The 989-nt window shown below is 29.7% G+C and carries 1 protein-coding gene and 1 pseudogene; both read left to right on the top strand.

The window, feature by feature from the left end; translation table 11 throughout:
• The coding region (locus JS756_RS38925) for a NuoL/Nad5 family protein (RefSeq protein ID WP_205387444.1) at positions 1 to 135 on the top strand (135 nt) is incomplete at its 5' end.
• 288 nt (positions 136 to 423) lie between these two features.
• Positions 424 to 989: pseudogene (locus JS756_RS38920) on the top strand (proton-conducting transporter transmembrane domain-containing protein); the annotation flags it as partial.

The following is a 989-nucleotide window of genomic DNA, read 5'->3' as shown; positions in this document are numbered from 1 at the left end:
GTACATGTATACTCTATAAGTTATATGAGTCATGATCCTCACAATCAAAGATTCTTTAGTTATTTAAGTTTATTCACTTTCATGATGATTATACTTGTAACAGGTAATAATTATTTAATAATGTTTGTTGGTTGAGAAGGTGTTGGAGTTTGTTCATACCTTTTAGTAAATTTCTGATTTACTAGAATAGCAGCTAACCAAAGTTCTTTATCAGCATTATTAACTAATAGAGTAGGTGATACAATATTAACTGTAGGTATGTTTTCTATAATATGATCTTTTGGTAATTTAGATTATAGTACAGTATTTGCATTAGCTCCATATTACAATGAAAATATTATAACAATAATAGGTATTTGTTTATTAATTGGTGCTACAGCTAAAAGTTCACAAGTAGGACTTCACATATGATTACCACAAGCTATGGAGGGTCCTACACCTGTATCTGCATTGATTCACGCTGCTACTATGGTTACTGCTGGAGTATATTTATTAATGAGATCTTCACCTTTAATAGAATATAGTTCAACTGTTTTAGTGCTTTGTTTATGATTGGGTGCTATAACTACAGTATTTAGTTCTTTAATTGGTTTATTCCAACAAGATATAAAAAAAGTTATAGCTTATTCTACAATGTCACAATTAGGTATGATGGTAATAGCTGTTGGTCTATCAAGTTATAACTTAGCTTTATTCCATTTAGTAAATCATGCGTTCTATAAAGCGTTATTATTCTTAGGTGCTGGTTCAGTTATACACTCAGTAGCAGATAATCAAGATTTTAGAAAATATGGTGGTTTAAGAGCATTCTTACCTTTAACATATTCAGTAATGCTGATAGCTTCATTAAGTTTAGTTGCTGTACCTTTCATGACAGGATTCTATTCTAAAGATTTTATTCTTGAGTCTGCATATGGACAATATTACTTATCAAGTACTATAGTTTACTTTGTAGCTACAATAGGTGCTATGTTTACTACACTTTATTC

Origin of the sequence: Streptomyces actuosus (assembly GCF_016921115.1) — a bacterium.
GTDB classification, from domain to species: Bacteria; Actinomycetota; Actinomycetes; order Streptomycetales; family Streptomycetaceae; genus Streptomyces; species Streptomyces actuosus_A.
The sequence above is the reverse complement of the archived record's forward strand: the minus strand, read 5'-3'. Positions and strand labels throughout refer to the sequence as shown.